Source organism: Sporanaerobium hydrogeniformans, from assembly GCF_002735925.1.
GTDB classification, from domain to species: Bacteria; Bacillota; Clostridia; order Lachnospirales; family Cellulosilyticaceae; genus Sporanaerobium; species Sporanaerobium hydrogeniformans.
This window is the reverse complement of sequence record NZ_PEDL01000013.1, coordinates 38,914-55,609: the sequence shown is the minus strand read 5'-3', so window position 1 is coordinate 55,609 and position 16,696 is coordinate 38,914. Positions and strand designations below refer to the sequence as shown.

Genomic DNA, 16,696 nt, shown 5'->3' with positions numbered 1-16,696 from the left:
GTCCTCTCCTTCACCTACTAATTTATTAGTTCAATCTCCTTTTGAATAGTAAAGACCTTGGAAGATTGTTTTCGTACTCTTTCTGCCGCATTCCTAGACAATTGCAAGAAATATTCTGGTTCATTATAAAGTTTTTCCATTCCATCTGCTATGCCTATATATTCCTCTTCTGCAACGAGTATTCCACACTGACTATCTACAAATTCTGGTATTGCTGCCACTGCACTAGTGATCGGAACAAGTCCACTTGACATAGCTTCATCCCGCGATACTCCTTGAGTATCCATCCTTGTAGGTGCTACAAACACACCATACGCTTTGTGTAAATCCGCAATTTCATCCTGACGTAAAAACTTCTTTTCGATAAATACGTTTTTAAATTTTCTTAGAGGCTTGACTGTTTCATCAAAGAGTTCTCCATTACCGATAATTCTAAACTCCATATCCTCAAAACATTCTTTATTAGATAGATGGAGGATGGCTTTTACAGTTAAATCATTGGCATATGTTCTTGTTGCATAGGGTCTGATGGAAAGGATCCTCTTCCTTTGCTCTATATCCTTGTTTATATAATTAAACATATTCGTATCAATACAGTTATGGATGATACTATATTTATCTACCGATAAATTCATCTTATAATCTTCTAACACCATGTTCATAGAATGCTTAGAGACAAAGACAAAATGAAGATTATATTCCTCTAAACTATCAAAAACTTCCTTCCAAAGGTTCATGCGCATATCGGAATCCTTTTTAGCTTTCTCTAGGTCTTCCTTTGTTTGATAGAGGTACTCTCTTCGCCACCATGGCTGAATATCTGCACCATGACTCCAAATAATAATTCTAAGCTTATCTTTAAAAGTTTTTAGTACCTCCCACATCGGTCTATCTAAAAAGTGGACACAAACTGTATCTATAGTCCCTGTTTCTAAAATATTGGCTAGTACTTCTCCCTGTCCTTCAACAACATTGATACCTTCAAATTCTCTATATTCATTTTTAGCATAGATATTCATCTTCATTACATCATAAATAAAGCCCTCTTCCTTATAGGCCATCATACGTTTATGAACAAACATATTCCTATAAAGTTCCTCTTGTGAGGGATACTGATTAGATAGTACTAGTACGTTAGATCGCGAAAGAAAGCATGCCTTTTCATCTGGTATTTTATTAGAACCAATTATAATCTCATCTATTTTAAACTCGCCACTCCCTTTAATTCTAAAATTCAATTTAAAATAAGTAGCACTTTCCGGAACCTCTGCACTAAATAATCTATTAAACTTAGTAAAGGTTGCCGAAAGCTTGTTTTTGTCTTTATCATAAAAGATACATGTTCCAAGGTTATCTAAACTTCCTATACCATTAAAAATAAAATTAATATATTTTCCCTCTATAAAATCCTTTACATTATGCCATTTTTCAATGTTTATATAATAATTTTTATCTTCCTCAAGCCTACTAACTAAAACTAACTTATTACCTGTTTGTGTAATAGTAATAGGTTCTTTGGATTTTTGTTTTATACAACTAAATAGCTCACCAGCCTCAATAGTTATTCCTTCTCCTATAAACTGACTTGTTTTTATACCTTCTGCAGCTTTTTGAATACGCTGCATAGCAATCCCTTGATCGGATAGCTTTAAATCATCTACCTCTATACAATCATGTGCCACTAATCCCTTGCAAAAGTTGAACTCATCTACGGAAATAAGCTTTTCATCTTGTAAAACTCTTGACGCTAAAATACTTTGTAAAGTATCGTCAGTAAATAAACTACTTTTTGCTATTGCCTGATCGAGTACAAGTGAATTCACTTTTTTATAAGTTGTGTTGTTTCCCTTAACGTTTAGTTTATCTTCTACATTTTCATAAAAACTTGCTTTTCCTACTCCATTAAAATTACTATAACGAGTATTTAGTGCTAAATCTAACAAGTAATTTTTCCCATAATAATTGTTAACATTAAATACTGCTATGTATTCTTCTTCACCCACTAGTTTGCTAACTTTTTGTTTTACTTGTTCTAGCTTAAGGCAGGTTATCATAGGACTACTTGTATTGACTTCATCTTCTGTAATAAGATAAAGTTTTTTTCTCAAGTAGGTCTGCTTTTCAAAAGAAGCTATGGCATACGCTATTTCTTCAGAAGTCGTTGCTTCACAAAATACATTAATAAAAGGTTGTTCTTTTTTTATATTTTTGTTAAATATCTTTTCTACAATATAAGAAAGACGATCTTCGTAGAGATGTTCACTTAATACCTTCCTTAAGCCTAATAATCTATACTTTCTAAAGGTCTGCTCATCTTTGCACCACGTTGTAACATTCTGTTTTAATGTCTCACTATCATCAGTACATATTGTTAGATCCCCAAATAGGTTTTTTACACCTCTGGAATAATTTCCTACTGTTACCGTATTTGATGCCAGCATCTCAAATACCCTGCGTGCAAACATGGTTTGAGATTGATCTACAGAGTTCATATTAATTCCAAAGTTATAGCCTTTATACGCTCTATCTATCTCACTTGAGTCTAATTTGCCTAGTATATACTTTTCATACTTCTCAGGAAAAGCATGCTCTGGTAAGGCTTTTTTATAGTTTCTATCATAAATATCTAATCCCTTCGTCTCAATAAAAAAGTTAGCAAAATCATCAAATACCTTACATCTCTTTACATATTTATGATAATATGCACCTGCAAAACAATATTTATCTTTTCTTTCATATTTTTCTATAGGATTATGGATTTGAGGTTGGGCAGCAAAATGAAGATGGTAAACATTATCATGCTTCAGTATATTTTTATATTTTTTTATACAATCAATATCTGTTGTAAAAACAAAGTCTGCCATTCTAGCTGCAATCATAAAAGTATCTGTATAGACAGGATCTTCTTTATTCCAAAAAATAATAGGGATATTTTTTTCTTGACAGTAACTAGTCATTTCAAAATATTCCTTACTTCCATTGGCAATCTTTCTATACCATAAGTTGTCTTTTCCTTGCCATGCTGATTCAATAAATATTAGATGAGGAGAAAATTTATCAATTTCACCCTTCCAACCATCTGGAGTAAGTTCAAGAAGGTTACATTCAGGCGAATAACTGTCTAAAGTGAATCGATCCATAACACATGCGATCCTTAACTCTTTCAAATGTTTAATATCAAGCTTAAAGTTATGGAGTAAATTCTGATGTAGCTTTTCTTTTTTCTCTAGCTGTATTCCTATTGTACTTAATGTATTAAAAACTTCTTTTTTAATGTCTTCAAGCTTTTTTATCCTTTTATCTAAATAACTTAAATCTAACACTTCTATACCCCCATTAACGTAACTTAGATTTTATCTTCTTTAGTAACTTGTATACCTTTATGCCTATCTTTCCTATAGAGGTATCTGTGATTAATGATAGTTTTCTTCTATACTCTGCATTTTCATGTTTTAAATAGTTGTTTTGTGTTTCAAGTCGACTTATAAGAGCCTTGCTCTCTTTTAATATTTGAACTTCATCTCCCATTTCACCATATAATTGTTGAATTAATTTAGTTACTATCTCTTTAGCTTCTGTAAGTCTTGTATTTTCTTGCAGAAGCTCTTTATTTTTCTCTAACTCATATATATACTTTTGTTTTAGAAGCTCATAATTCTCCGTGGCTTGTTTATACTTTGCATTTGCTTCTATACCATTTTGATATAAAGTTTGTATTCTTTTAGTCATTTCCCAATCAACTTCTAAAAAATTATTTTCTAACTTTGAGATTTCCTCTTGAGTATATGAAAACAGCTGAGTGTCCTCTTTATTTATAGCTATTAATCCAGTCCATCTGCCTATATACTGTACCTTCTTAATTTCAAAACTCTTTTCCACTATAGCTACTAGATTACTTAGGTAAAAAGTTGAGTAGTGATCTGGATGATCATTTACTCCAAAAGGCACTGTAATAATAATCCGCCCTGATTGCTTTAAAAACTTTTTAGCATGCTCTAGAAACTCTATAGGATTTTGTAAATGTTCTAATACCTCAGTAATTACAATGCAATCAAACTTATTATCAGTATCAAATTTCATGAAATCTATACATTTAAATTTAATATTTTCCTTACAAGCTTCAAATTCATTTTCAAGTAGATTTTCCGCAAATTTTATAGCTTCTTCCTGAATATCTAGTCCATATACCTTTTGTCCACGTTGTGCCATTAGTAAGGAAATAATACCTTGTGAACAGCCGATATCTAGTATACTATTAGCTGTATCTACTTCATTTAAAATCCATTCTATTCTTTCTTTTGTTTTTCTCTCTAGTTCTACCCCTCTTTTACCTCTATATACCTCATAAATTTTATCATTGTTCGCCATTTTTACTCTCCTTTGCGGTTATAGGTATTTCTCTTGGTACTTCTTTAAGATAGGGGTAAATTCTATTCTTTCTTCATGTGTCATTGCATTGAATTCCCTGGCAAAACCACAATAAGGCATAAGAATTTTTTCAGGTATTTCTACTCCTATAACCTTCCCCTTATTCAGCCAAACTACCTTATCACAAAAATTTTGCATTTGTCCTACTGCATGGCTTACAAAAAGTATTGTCTTTCCCTTTGTCTTGAATTCCTCCATTTTGTTTAGGCACTTATCCGTAAAACTATTATCTCCTACTGCCAGTGCTTCATCTATGATCAGAATATCTGGATTCATATGTACTGATATGGCAAAACCAAGTCTTGAGCGCATACCACTTGAATAAGTCCTAAGGGGTTGATTAATATGTACACCAATATCTGCAAACTCAATAATATCTTCTTTCATTCTTTCTGTCTCTAATTTACTAAAGCCCAATAATAAACACTTATAATCTATATTTTGTATTCCAGTTAGTTGATTTTCCATCCCAGCATTTGCTGAAAGCATATTTACTTCACCATCAACCTCAACTATACCACTAGTTGCATAAGTAATACCTGATATAATACTTGCAAGTGTGGATTTTCCTGAACCATTAAGGCCTATTAGTCCTACAATCTCTCCTTTTTTAAATTCTAGGTTAATTCCTGAAAGAGCTGTAAATTCCTGAGGTTTATAAAAGGGCAAAAAGAGCCCCTTTAGTCTTTCTGCATCTCCAGAATACAAAGGGTATCTCTTATATAAATTCGTACATTTAATTGCTAAATTACTTTCCATATTAACCACCAATTTCTTTATATTAAATCAATAAACTGTTTACGAAACTTCATATGTATATTGCATCCAATGATAAATATAACAATTGTTATAACCCAAAAAAACACACCTTGTTTCCAGTGCCACATAAGTCCTCTGCCATATAATAAACTATCTCTATAACCATCAATAATATAGGCAAATGGGTTAAGTTTTAAAATAAATATAAGATTATCTGGTAGCTTCTCTTGTACCCATACAACAGGTGTAATATAAAAAAGAAGTCTTATAATAGAATTCATTATCTTTTGAAAGTCTCTAAATATAACTACTATAGCTGATGCCATAAGGGAATATGCTACTAATATAGCAAAGCTACATAGCATGTAATAAAAAGTTTGCCACCAATAACCACTTATTGTATATCCAGAACAAAATATAATTCCTATTACTACTAGCATTGCCCATAAATGCCCTATTAATGCTGATAAAACAGACTTAACTGGAACTATAGAAAGCGGTATTGGCATCCTTTTTAATACACCACTGAAGGCATAGATTGAATTACCTGTAGTTGTTAAAGCTGTACTAATATAAAACCAAGGAATAATCCCTACAATCATCCAAATAATATAAGGATAGCCCCCTTGAGGTGGACTTGTTCTTAATCCAATTGCAAATACAAACCAAAAAACAAAAATTTGCAAAGCTGGATTAAGAAAGTTCCATAAAAATCCAAACATGGTTCCGCTATTTTGAGAACGTAATTCATAATTTGCTAACCTAAATAACCTATGTCTATTATTGTAATTTTCTTTAAATACTATTCTAATATTTTCTAACATTTTAAGTACATCCTTTCAAATAACAGGATACTAACAAGTCATAACTTTTACCTCTTTATCTAACTAATACATCTGCAATTCGCTTACAAGCATTTCCATCACCATAAGGGTTAGATGCCTTACTCATTTTTTCATACTCTTTATTATCAGTTAATAAAGTCTTAAATGCACTATATATAGTTTCTTCACCTGTGCCAACTAGCTTAAGTGTACCTGCTGCAATTCCTTCTGGCCTTTCAGTCGTATCTCTCATCACTAGAACGGGTTTACCAAGTGAAGGTGCTTCTTCTTGAATACCTCCACTATCTGTAAGAATAAGGTAGGACTTAGCAAGAAAGTTATGGAAGTCTAGTACATCTAATGGTTCTATAATACGTACTCTTTCATGCTCTCCAAATATCTCTTTAGCAGCACTTCTTACAATAGGATTCATATGAATGGGATAAATCACTTTTATATCTGGTGTTTCATCTACAATTCTTTTAATTGCTCTAAACATATGATAAAGTGGTTCTCCAAGATTTTCTCTACGGTGTGCAGTGAGCATAATCAACCTATTATCCTTGACCCACTCTAGCATCTCATGATTATAATCTTGTTTAACTGTAGTCTTTAAAGCATCTATTGCAGTGTTACCTGTTACATAGATTTTCTCTGGAGCTTTACCTTCTTTCAATAGATTATTACGCGAAGTTTCTGTAGGTGAAAAATGGTACTCGGCTACAATTCCTACAGCTTGGCGATTAAATTCTTCGGGATAAGGCGAATAAATATTGTGTGTACGCAGTCCTGCTTCTACATGCCCTACTGGAATTTGTAAATAAAAACATGCAAGTGTTGTAACAAAAGTTGTAGAGGTATCCCCATGAACTAATACAACATCTGGCCTTTCTTTCTCTAATACTTCTTTAATTCTAAGCAAAATATTAGTTGTAATATCAAAGAGCGTCTGCTTCTCCTTCATGACTGATAAATCATAATCGGGTTCTACTTCAAAACACGCCAATACCTGATCTAACATTTGCCTATGTTGTCCTGTTACACAGACTACTGTCTGTAATTCTTTTCTCTGTTTGAGCTCTTTTACTAAAGGACACATTTTTATAGCTTCTGGTCTTGTACCAAAGACTGTCATAACTTTTTTCATTACTTCCCTCCATCACGTTTTAAGTATATTTTATAGTCTATAAACTTTTTCGAAAGGACATACACAGCGTGTATCTAGTATAACTTTATCTTTAAGCTCATTTATATGTTGCTTTAAATGACTATGTCCAACCATAATCACCACTAAATCGACTTCTCTTTTAAATACGTCAAAATCATCATATTGATTATCTACTAACTTAGTTGTTACCATAGGGTCAAATACCTTAATCCCCTGTGCTAAATGCCTCTGCATACATTCTAAAAGCTGTAGTGTTGGACTTTCTCTTACATCATCTACATCTTCCTTATAGGTAAGCCCATATAAACCAACTCTTGAAACATCTTTGATATCGTGCTCCTTCATAATAGTAGCGATGCGTCCTAGTACAAATGCTGGCATGCTATCATTAATTTTTCTTGCTTGATGTATAAGATTTGTCAGACCTGGGTAATCTCCCACTAAAAACCATGGATCTACAGAGATACAGTGTCCACCTACACCAGGACCTGGTTGAAGAATGTTTACTCTAGGATGCATATTAGCAATACGAATAATCTCATGCACATCCATATTATCTTGTCTACAAATTTTAGCAAGCTCATTGGCAAAAGCAATATTGATATCCCTAAAGGTATTTTCCACTACTTTTGTCATTTCAGCTGTACGGATATCAGTAGTAACAATATTACCTTGACAGAAGCTTACGTAAACTTCTTTAATTTGCTCAGCAATCTCTTTGCTATCTGCACCAATGGTACGGGAGTTATGCTTAAGTTCATAAATCATATTTCCTGGTATAATACGTTCTGGTGCATGGGCAATATGAATATCTTCTCCAATTTTAAAGTTATTTTCTTCAATAACTGGCCTTATAAAGCGGTCAATGGTTCCCGGTGAAATAGTTGACTCTATAACTACGATAGCTCCCTTATCACATATCTTCATAACCTCTTTTATTGCGCTAACTACATATGTAGCATCTATTTTTTTACTGGCTTTGTCATAAGGTGTAGGTACAGCTACAATGTACATATCTGCCTTTTTATACTCACTACTAAATTCTATCCCACTTTCTAAAGCATTTTTAAAAAGCTCATCTAAACCTTCTTCTTGGAATGTCGTATGTCCACCCCTCAAGGTTTCAACCAAATTCTTATTAAAATCCACACCAATTACCTCTACACCATGAGATGCCATCATTAATGCTGTTGGTAATCCAATATATCCGAGTCCAATAACACTTACCTTCATGTTTATAACCGCCTTTTCTCTAAATTTACCCTATACAAAATATTTTTTTGTGCTTCGCTTCCTATCTTGCTTTATTTTTTTAAATAGAGATAGTTTAAACAAAACTTTTTCATTGTTTGAGTTAACTTCAAAACTATATCTAGGTCCTTCTTCACTTATACCACACTCTTCTTCAATATATGAAAACTGTGTTTGCATAAACGCTAAATTGGGTATATACTCTAGTTTACTTATCCAGATTACGAAGCCCTTTGCATCCATTTCTTGCTCATTAATTGCTCTATCATCTGCTATGTGATAGAGTTGGTTATTTCTTTCAATTAAACCTATCTTGTTTTGATAATTTATTTTATTGAAATGTTGGATTATACCATATTGCTTTTTATAAATGATATAAATCGTTGGCGGTAGGTCTTCTTGCAGTATCCCTACCTCAGTAGCAACTTGTACTAAGCGATGCCTACAGGTATGTTTTAAAAAAACATATCTCAAATTATCTTGACAATAATCTTCAACCTTTTCCAAATCAATACTCTCATTAATAAACCAAACCTTTTCTCCAAAAAGTTCTCTCATTCCCTTCGAATCATTACTTACTACCATAAGATTAGATGCCATCATTTCAAATACTCTTCTGGCAAACATTGTTTTAGAATCTTTTACAGTGTTAATATTTATACCAAATTGCACTCTTTTAAAGACTTGGCTAAGTTGTTCAAAATTAATACTTGGATGAATATACTCTTTATATTGCTCTGGGAATTGATTCAAAGGATTACCTGATTCTGAGTGTCTATCATAAATTTCTAATTTCAACCCTTTATCAATAATTGTATCAAATAGCCTTTTCATATCTTCACAACGTTCAGTTTGGTCTTGATACCAACTTCCTACAAATATAACCTGTTCTTTATTAGGCTTATGACCTAAAGGATTAAAAAGTTGGGGTGAAAAACCAAACATCAATGTATTCACTTTTTCATGACCTAGTTCCTTATATTGTGGTATACACTCTTCTGCCGTTGTATAAATATAGTCAAACAATAAAGCTGTGCTTACAAAATCATGCTCTTTATCATGAAAAAAAGTAGGGTCCTCTTTATTCCAAAACACTGTTGGAATAGAACTTTTCTGGCAAAAATCTAAAATATGAAGTAAATCTTTACGGTTTTCAAACCCTGCCTTACCATTTTTATAAATTCTGCCTCTCCAACAGTCCTTATACTTATTGATTCCTGACCATGTTGATTCACAAAAGAATAAATCTGGCTTAACCTTACGAAATACTTCCATCCAATTAGATGGTGTAACAAAAACACATTTGCACTCTTTTTTAAATCCTGCAAAAGTCATTTCATCACAAATAATAGCAATCGTTAACTCTTCTATTTGTTTATATGCCACCTCTTTCTTATCTAAAGGTGTTTCCAATTGTTGTCTATAAATATAGGGTCTTTCACTAGTTTTAAAATAAGGTATAATACGATTATAAAAAAAATGGGTAATAGGTACTACCCCTGGAAAACCGTGTAATACTTTGTATGTCCTGTAAATTCCTTTTTTCATTATACCCATCAATCATATCCTCAACTTATACTCTATGTACTTATTTCCTTACTACTATTAGTTTTTACATAATACTTTTTAATGCCATTTATCATATAGTGAAAGAAATAATAAACTGCCCCTAGTCTACCTAATTGCTCACACTTACGGTAGATAATCCACCTGTTTTTACTTGCCTGAAGTTTATCAGCTGAACGACCACCCTTTTGGTAGCGTACTAAGCTTTCTTGGAATCCAACAGCCTTACAGCCTTCCTTAAGTAGCTCTAACCATAATACGAAATCCTCGTGAAAAAACTCACTATTAAATGGCATCTCTTTTAATCTACTTTTTCTTACCAATACACTGGAACAAAGAATACTATTTTCTTTTAGTAACTCTTTATAAGTAACTTGAGCTGGTACACTACAGTAAACACCTAAACTATCCTTTTCACCTACCATCTCATAAGCTGTATAGCAAAGATCTGCTTGCTGCTTTTTTATGTACTGAAGCTGTAGTTCTAGTTTATTCTCTCTCCACTCATCATCGCTATCTAGAAAGGCGATAAACTCGCCTTTTGCTTTAGATATCCCGTAGTTTCTTGTTTGTGATACACCTAGGTTTTTTTCATTCTTATATAGAATAATTCTCTTATCTATTTTCTCTAATGCCTCTAAAATCTCAAAAGAATTATCACTGGAACAGTCATCTATAACAATCACTTCGAAATGAGTATAGCTTTGTTTCAAAATAGATTGAATTGTTTTTTCAACAGTATTAGAGGCATTATATACTGGGACTATAATAGAAATCAAATCTTGCACTTCACATAAACCTCCTAATTTAAAACTGTCACTTGCTTTAAGCTCTTTCTATCTTCTTATTCATATTATTTATAGCTAATCCTATACCTAATAAAATCCAAAAGATAGGTGCTACTGATATAACTGAATCATTAAACAAACCTGCTCCTAAATAACCTACAACGGAAAGCATGGTAGCAATCCCAATAATTTCTTCCTTTACATAACGACGTTTAAAGATATACAATCTTAGGCTTTGTATAATATAAGCTCCCACTAACACAAGAAAGCCAACAAGTGCCACAATACCTTGATTGATGCCAATTTGTAAATATAAATTATGTGGTTTATCCACAATCATGTTAGGTGTATTGTAGGCATAATACTTGCCTAGGTAATCATTTTGTGGGAATTCCATAGGATAAGTATCTGGTCCATGTCCTATAAAGAGTGTATTTTTGAGCATTGGGATACTTCTAGACCAAATATAGCCTCGTGCTGAGCCTAAACGCTCTTTACCTTGGAAACCAAAAGTCTCTGGGTAAGCAATGTCTTCCTTTTCTTGCGTAAAGCTATTAATCATATACACACCTTCTTGATCATTCATGCGGAAGACAAAGGTATTTCTTCCATTGATCACTAGTGTAAATGCTGCCCAGTTGTTATCTGTATCATAGACCTTAGTTAGGGTAAATAAGCTAAAACGCTCGTCGGCTAGAGTAACCATATCTCCTTGGTCAATAAGCTTGATGGCTGCTTGGTTTTGATCATAGGCTTTCAGCTCGCCATTTTCTAGCTGAAGGTGAAGTTCGTCGGTTTGTGTCACCAAGATAGCTTTGCCGTCTTGACAGGTAATATCCCGCACAGGAATATGGTCTTTGTAGTCAAAGTCCTGATCACTGCCACTTAAGGAAATCCCAATATCCTTTATGAGGCTAGGGATTCGCTCAAAGATAGTGCCACCTGTCATCACGTTAAGACCCACTACTACCACTACGAGAGCAAGGGCTACAGGCAAGGTGAATTTCCAATTTTTAAGGATGTTTTTGCTAAAGATAAGCACTGCTACTGCAAAAGCGAGAGCTACCCCAATGAGACCCCCACGGGATGTGCTTCCAAAAAGTAAGAATAAGGAACAAAGCATAAAAAACCCACAATACACCTTTGCTTTGATGTCCTTAAGATAAAGGCAGAGCGTTGCAAAAAGTGGCACCATGAGGGCACCAAAGCTTCCCATATAGTTGTAATGATAAAGGGTACCATACACCTTTCCCTCAGTGTATTCTAATTGAAGCATGGACTTAAGCTGTTCGTACTCGGCAGGAAAGAGGAGCTTAAGACCTAAATCTGTACTGCTTAAAAGGTTATGTCCTACGTATTCAAAAATCCCTAGGAAGGTCAGTACACCTACTAAAAAGCTTAAACTGATGATTATGTATGTATAGTGTTTAGCCTCCTTGAAGCTGTAGATGGCATAGAGCATCATGAGACCATAGGCACCGATCATCAGCATCCCTTCCATACGTCCTGGTACTCCCCAAAGAGCTGTTTCTTTATAAGGTGAAAAGAAAGTAGAAAGAAGACTAAATACTAAGAAACCACCAAGGGCTTCTACAAAAACTTTAAGCTCTTTGTATTTCTGAAGGTCTTCCTTTGAAAAGCTAAAAAACAAAATCACGAGCATCGTGACCGCTAAGAGAAGGATAAAAGTAGCTTTATGATAAGAAAAAAAGTCTGCTATTTGTGCTTGTTTAAAAACTGCCTTCACTTCTTCGGTGGCATCCATTACTTTAAGCCTTGTTATAAGTGGTACAATACCTAGAAGTAGCATGGTAGGTATAGAACTTAAGGGTATCCCCTTCTTGATTGCTGTTTGCCTTTTAGGCGAAGTCGCCTGATTGGTTTGGATAGTCTGTGACATGATTCGTCAATCCCCCTATAAATGAGTTACTCTGTCTCCATATAACATGGATTTTTTTTGTTTTAGTATAACACCTTTCCCCTTAACTTTCTACCTAATGGGATAAATTACTATAATATTTCCCAGCATTTATGCTATAATGATGAAAGCAGTAGAAAGAGGTGTTTACATGATTCGTCAAAACCAAAAATATTTAAATAGTTTACAGGTTATCCTGGATATGCTTATGATTGTGGTAGCCTTTTTAGCCGCTTATTATGTGCGATTTTTCATCATGAAGGATGGTATTATTACTCTGGAATTTATACGCAATTTCCTGCCTATCCTCCTGATGCTTCCCGTGTATTTTATCCTTTATAGTGTGTTTGACCTCTACCATTCAAGGCGTATTAAACCCTTTGCCCAAGAAATCTACAGCATACTCGTTGCAAATTTATTAGGTTTTTTGATTTTAACCTTAGGGCTTTTCTTTTTTGACTTATCTGATTTCTCACGTTATAATTTGGGACTATTCCTTATTTTTAATATAGGTGGCACCCTCTTTGAAAGAGGCTGTATCCGCTACCTATTAAGACATTATCGTAAAAGAGGCTTTAACCTTAAACACTGTTTGGTTGTAGGTACTTCCCCTACAACTGCTCAGCTCCTAGATAAAATTAAAGCGCATCCTTACTGGGGTTATAACATCCTAGGCATCATTCGTAGTGATGGACGTAAGAGCAGCGTTTTTGGTGGTTATCCTATTTTAGGGAATGTAGAAGACCTCCCTCACATTTTAACTAAATATTATGCAGATATCGTGATGATTGCTACCGATGAAAACAGTGCCGAGCAGCTAGGGACCCTCCTCAAGGTTTGTGAAACAAGCGGAGTTAAAACCCATATCATTCCTTACTATCACAAATATGTCCCTGCAAAGCCTTACATAGATGACTTAGATGGCCTGCCCATCATTGATACCCGTCATGTGCCACTGGATAATCCGTTTTGCAGCTTTTTAAAACGTGCCTTTGACATTGCCTTTTCTCTAGTAGCTATCTTCCTTATCAGTCCGCTCCTTATCTTTTGCGCAGTTATGATTAAATGTTCTTCCCCAGGACCCATCCTCTTTAAGCAAGAAAGAGTGGGGGCTAACCGTAAAAGCTTTTGGATGTATAAATTTCGCTCTATGCGTGTTCAAACAGATGAGGAAGAAAAGGATAAATGGACCACCAAGGATGACCCTCGTAAAACGTGGTGGGGCAGCTTTATGAGACGTACTAGCATCGATGAGCTCCCGCAATTTTTTAACGTCCTAAAGGGAGAAATGTCCGTGGTGGGTCCCCGTCCAGAGCGTCCTTATTTTGTAGAAAAATTTAAGCAAGAGGTGCCTCGCTATATGATTAAGCACCAAGTCCGTCCCGGCATCACCGGTTGGGCCCAGGTCAATGGCTACCGCGGAGATACCTCCATCGAAGACCGCATTGCCCACGACCTTTATTACATAGAAAACTGGACACTGTCTTTTGATTTTAAGATTATCCTTATGACACTATGGAGTGGCTTTATCAATAAAAATGCGTATTAAAAAAGGATGGGAGACACGCTCACAGGGAGTGCTCCTCATCCTTTTTAGCCTTTATAAAGTGCCAACTATCTGTGCACATTTCTTGGAGGCTCTTTTTTGCCTCCCACTGTAGAAGCTTTTTTGCCTTGGTTGTGTCGGCATAGCAAATTGCAATATCTCCTGCTCTTCTAGGCTCTATGGTGTAATGAATCTTTTTTTTGCTGATTGCTTCAAAGGTCTTAACCACTTCAAGTACGCTGTAGCCCTTTCCTGTCCCTAAATTAACTGTTTCAATCCCTTCATGTCTCTGTATGTAATCCAAAGCACACAAATGTCCCTTGGCTAGATCTACTACATGCACATAGTCTCTTACACCTGTTCCATCTGCTGTTGGGTAGTCTTTTCCGTACACCTGCAAACACTCAAGCTCCCCTACTGCTACTTGCATTACATAAGGAACTAGATTATTAGGAATACCTTGAGGCATCTCACCGATTAACCTACTTGCATGAGCTCCTATAGGATTAAAATACCTTAATAGCATTATTCGCCACGTTTGATCTGCCCTATAAAGATCCTGTAAAATACGTTCAATCATCCACTTCGTTGTACCATAAGGGTTCGTAGTGGATAATGGCATGTCCTCTCTAAAAGGCACTTCATTTGCCATCCCGTAAACGGTAGCAGATGAGGAAAACACCAGTTGCTTGCACCCAAACTCCTGCATTACCTCACAAAGCACCAGTGTCCCTATCACATTATTATCATAGTAAGCTAAAGGCTCTTTAATGGATTCTCCCACCGCCTTAAGCCCTGCAAAATGAATGACTGCTTCAATCTCATGCTTTTGAAAGACCATTCTTAACTTCTCTTTGTCTCTTAAATCTTGCTCATAAAAAGTAAGGGAATTCCCTGTTAAAAACTCTAGCTTCTCTAGCACACTACGCTTTGAATTACTTAAATTATCTAGAATGATGACTTCATATCCACTATTTACAAGCTCAACCACTGTATGACTTCCAATATAACCCATCCCACCTGTTATTAATATCATCGTACAATCCTCCCTACTTTGATAAATTGCCAAAAATATTTTTTATCCAATTCTTAAAAACCCAAAGTGATATAAGGATGGCAATCAATATAAAGAAAATACTATATGTACAATTTTGTATATAATATAGGATAGATGCCATTCCAAGCACGGTCACTCCACCCAAAACAACTATTAAATTAATATCTATGTTATATAGCTTTTTAACGACAATCATACGTAAACATGCATTCGCTATAAAGCTAATCATCAAGGCATGTACCGCTCCCATGAGACCAAACAAAGGCACTAATATACTTAATGCTAACATGTTAATAATAGCAGAACAAATCGTGGATATGGAAACAAAAAAACTATTTTTATTAGCTAAAAAAATAGTCCCTAAAAAAGATGCATATGAATTAGCTACTACTCCTAATATAACGGGAGGTATGATCGTATTTGCATCATGATACTGTTCGTTAATAATATATGGAAAAAGCATAGATATAGCTGGAAGAGCTATTGCTGTTCCCATGAGTAGTACTTTTAATATTAAATTTGCTCCTGTTTCATATATTCTATGTTTATCTACATCCTTTACTATGGTATAAGAAAGTTCATTCCAAGCAAATTCAAATACCCCAAACCCTAATACTAATATACTTCCAAACTTATTTGCCACTGCATATAGACCATTTGCTTGTACGCCTATAGAAGCTGTAATGGTAAGTCGTGTTAATCCACTCAGTAACCAGTAGGCTACCGTACTCACTCCTATGGGTATGGCAAATTTCAACATATCCTTGATTAAGGACATGGATAGGCTAGAAATTTTAAAGTATTTTAATACTTTTATCCTACTTTCTATAATAATGATTTGTGTAACTGCTCCTAAAACACTGGCTATATATAAGGATTCTATTCCTCCATCAAACAACCCTATCATAACCACATTGACTAGTATGCTGATTACACTATTGATTGTCCCGCTTAAAACAAATAATTTATTTTGTGTAAATCCCCTCGCAACCACAGCATAAAAATAAGTCATAGCCGTACTTATTCCGGTTAAATAAATCAAACCTTTATATTCAATTTCTACTATATATACTAAGAGTGTATATAAACATACTCCCACTACTTGTATGACCAGCCCATTAGAAATAACCTCGTACTTATTTTCTTCTTGTTCATAGTCAAAAATAAACCGAAATACCCCATCCCATATTTGAAAAAATACTATTGGCACAACTAAACTTATAAGGGATATACTTAGATCATAGTATCCAAAGCTTTTTGTATCTAGTTTGCTCGTATAAAGAGGTAAAAGCAAAAAAGAAATCATTTTGGTAAAAACGTTACCTAAAAAATATACTCCGGAAGTCTTTAAAAATCTTTTTGTATTACTCATCATTATTTTATTTCCTATT

At 34.4% G+C, this 16,696-nt stretch carries 12 protein-coding genes; 1 reads left to right on the top strand and 11 read right to left on the bottom strand.

Annotation, left to right across the window (positions count from 1 at the left end; all coding sequences use genetic code 11):
• Positions 1-17: 17 nt before the first annotated feature.
• The 9 genes from CS063_RS11870 to CS063_RS11830 are packed head-to-tail and all read right to left on the bottom strand — an operon-like array spanning position 18 to position 12,684.
• Positions 18-3,323 carry a glycosyltransferase gene (locus tag CS063_RS11870; RefSeq protein WP_099449921.1) on the bottom strand — a complete coding sequence of 1,102 codons (3,306 nt, stop codon included), beginning with the start codon at positions 3,321-3,323 and terminating at the stop codon, positions 18-20.
• Positions 3,324-3,336: 13 nt separating this feature from the next.
• The gene (locus CS063_RS11865) at positions 3,337-4,368 is read right to left on the bottom strand and encodes a class I SAM-dependent methyltransferase (RefSeq protein WP_099449920.1); all 1,032 of its coding nucleotides are present in this window, start codon (positions 4,366-4,368) and stop codon (positions 3,337-3,339) included.
• A gap of 18 nt (positions 4,369-4,386) precedes the next feature.
• Entirely contained in the window at positions 4,387-5,187 is an 801-nt protein-coding gene (locus tag CS063_RS11860) for an ABC transporter ATP-binding protein (protein ID WP_099449919.1), read from the bottom strand.
• A 17-nt stretch (positions 5,188-5,204) separates the two neighbouring features.
• Entirely contained in the window at positions 5,205-6,011 is an 807-nt protein-coding gene (locus tag CS063_RS11855; RefSeq protein ID WP_099449918.1) for an ABC transporter permease, read from the bottom strand.
• A gap of 55 nt (positions 6,012-6,066) precedes the next feature.
• On the bottom strand, positions 6,067-7,158 hold the full coding sequence (gene wecB, locus CS063_RS11850; protein ID WP_099449917.1) for a non-hydrolyzing UDP-N-acetylglucosamine 2-epimerase: 1,092 nt from the start codon (positions 7,156-7,158) through the stop codon (positions 6,067-6,069).
• Between the two features lie 30 nt (positions 7,159-7,188).
• A complete protein-coding gene (locus CS063_RS11845; RefSeq protein ID WP_099449916.1) occupies positions 7,189-8,412 on the bottom strand; it encodes a nucleotide sugar dehydrogenase in 1,224 nt (407 codons plus the stop codon).
• A 30-nt stretch (positions 8,413-8,442) separates the two neighbouring features.
• Positions 8,443-9,987 (bottom strand): CgeB family protein, encoded by a 1,545-nt coding sequence (locus CS063_RS11840; protein ID WP_099449915.1) that lies wholly within the window; start codon positions 9,985-9,987, stop codon positions 8,443-8,445.
• A gap of 23 nt (positions 9,988-10,010) precedes the next feature.
• Entirely contained in the window at positions 10,011-10,784 is a 774-nt protein-coding gene (locus CS063_RS11835; RefSeq protein WP_099449914.1) for a glycosyltransferase family 2 protein, read from the bottom strand.
• Positions 10,785-10,821: 37 nt separating this feature from the next.
• Complete coding sequence (locus CS063_RS11830) at positions 10,822-12,684, bottom strand: O-antigen ligase family protein (protein WP_099449913.1); 1,863 nt, start codon at positions 12,682-12,684, stop codon at positions 10,822-10,824.
• Between the two features lie 169 nt (positions 12,685-12,853).
• Between CS063_RS11830 and CS063_RS11825 the strand changes: the two genes are divergently transcribed.
• Positions 12,854-14,251, top strand: coding sequence for an undecaprenyl-phosphate glucose phosphotransferase (locus CS063_RS11825; protein WP_099449912.1), 1,398 nt, complete (start codon positions 12,854-12,856; stop codon positions 14,249-14,251).
• A 19-nt stretch (positions 14,252-14,270) separates the two neighbouring features.
• On the opposite strand, the gene galE is transcribed toward CS063_RS11825, so the two are convergent.
• Together galE and CS063_RS11815 are read right to left on the bottom strand one after the other, a co-directional pair.
• Positions 14,271-15,284 (bottom strand): UDP-glucose 4-epimerase GalE, encoded by a 1,014-nt coding sequence (gene galE / locus CS063_RS11820; protein ID WP_099449911.1) that lies wholly within the window; start codon positions 15,282-15,284, stop codon positions 14,271-14,273.
• A 13-nt stretch (positions 15,285-15,297) separates the two neighbouring features.
• Complete coding sequence (locus CS063_RS11815) at positions 15,298-16,680, bottom strand: lipopolysaccharide biosynthesis protein (RefSeq protein WP_180270776.1); 1,383 nt, start codon at positions 16,678-16,680, stop codon at positions 15,298-15,300.
• Positions 16,681-16,696 lie beyond the last annotated feature (16 nt).

Bases quoted from the DNA above. Each gene is read 5' to 3' on its own strand.
- CS063_RS11865 (WP_099449920.1), bottom strand. From the start codon at position 4,368: ATGGCGAACAATGATAAAATTTATGAGGTATATAGAGGTAAAAGAGGG.
- CS063_RS11860 (WP_099449919.1), bottom strand. From the start codon at position 5,187: ATGGAAAGTAATTTAGCAATTAAATGTACGAATTTATATAAGAGATAC.
- CS063_RS11855 (WP_099449918.1), bottom strand. From the start codon at position 6,011: ATGTTAGAAAATATTAGAATAGTATTTAAAGAAAATTACAATAATAGA.
- wecB (WP_099449917.1), bottom strand. From the start codon at position 7,158: ATGAAAAAAGTTATGACAGTCTTTGGTACAAGACCAGAAGCTATAAAA.
- CS063_RS11845 (WP_099449916.1), bottom strand. From the start codon at position 8,412: ATGAAGGTAAGTGTTATTGGACTCGGATATATTGGATTACCAACAGCA.
- CS063_RS11840 (WP_099449915.1), bottom strand. From the start codon at position 9,987: ATGGGTATAATGAAAAAAGGAATTTACAGGACATACAAAGTATTACAC.
- CS063_RS11830 (WP_099449913.1), bottom strand. From the start codon at position 12,684: ATGTCACAGACTATCCAAACCAATCAGGCGACTTCGCCTAAAAGGCAA.
- CS063_RS11825 (WP_099449912.1), top strand. From the start codon at position 12,854: ATGATTCGTCAAAACCAAAAATATTTAAATAGTTTACAGGTTATCCTG.
- galE (WP_099449911.1), bottom strand. From the start codon at position 15,284: ATGATATTAATAACAGGTGGGATGGGTTATATTGGAAGTCATACAGTG.
- CS063_RS11815 (WP_180270776.1), bottom strand. From the start codon at position 16,680: ATGATGAGTAATACAAAAAGATTTTTAAAGACTTCCGGAGTATATTTT.